The organism is Ferviditalea candida, from assembly GCF_035282765.1.
GTDB lineage: Bacteria > Bacillota > Bacilli > Paenibacillales > KCTC-25726 > Ferviditalea > Ferviditalea candida.
Window position 1 is genome coordinate 1 of sequence record NZ_JAYJLD010000117.1, and the last position, 627, is coordinate 627.

Consider the following 627-nt stretch of genomic DNA (forward strand, 5'->3'; position numbering starts at 1 on the left):
GATGAACCGCCGTCTTCACATTCTAAATTGCTGGCCGCGCTTGCCTCGCCAATTTCCGGCCTCCAAACAGGTCGGACTTGGCATTGAGAAGGGGCAAGTCACCTTTGTCTTTCGCGAGGTGTACGGGGCCAGACGGCAACGCCCTGCCTTGCACCGAAAGGAGGGGTACGCCAAGATGCAAAAAGAAGGCCGATTGCAGTACAGCAGACAGCAGAATCGCTGGAACGTACACGATGTGTACGATAAACCCGTCGGGTTGCACTGCGGGGAATGTTTTGAAATCCAGGTAGGACAATCCTACTTGCCCTGCCGCATCGAGTTGGACAAGGAATGGTTGGTGATCTTTTCCAATTCGACGATCTTCCATTTACATCCCCAAGCAAGCTACAACGTTAGGGGAGTTTAAATGGAGTATACAGGGATTGCTTAGACGTTGACAAGGGGGAAAGCAGTTGGGAACTCCGTTCCTGGCTGCTTTTTTGGATAGAAATGGTAGCGGAATTACCGTGATTATGTGAAAAAAGATGGGATCCTATGCGGAATTAATTTGCAAAACAACGAAAAAAAGCTGCTTTTTATGCCGATTTAATTTGCAAAACCCCTGCCGGATTAATGTGCAAATTCACA

General features: G+C 48.5%; 1 protein-coding gene. It reads left to right on the forward strand.

Going from position 1 to position 627, the window contains the following annotated elements; translation table 11 throughout:
• Positions 1-406, forward strand: a 406-nt coding sequence (locus VF724_RS21330) for a DUF5348 domain-containing protein (protein ID WP_371756242.1), incomplete at its 5' end; no start/stop codon positions are given.
• Between the last annotated feature and the right edge of the window lie 221 nt (positions 407-627).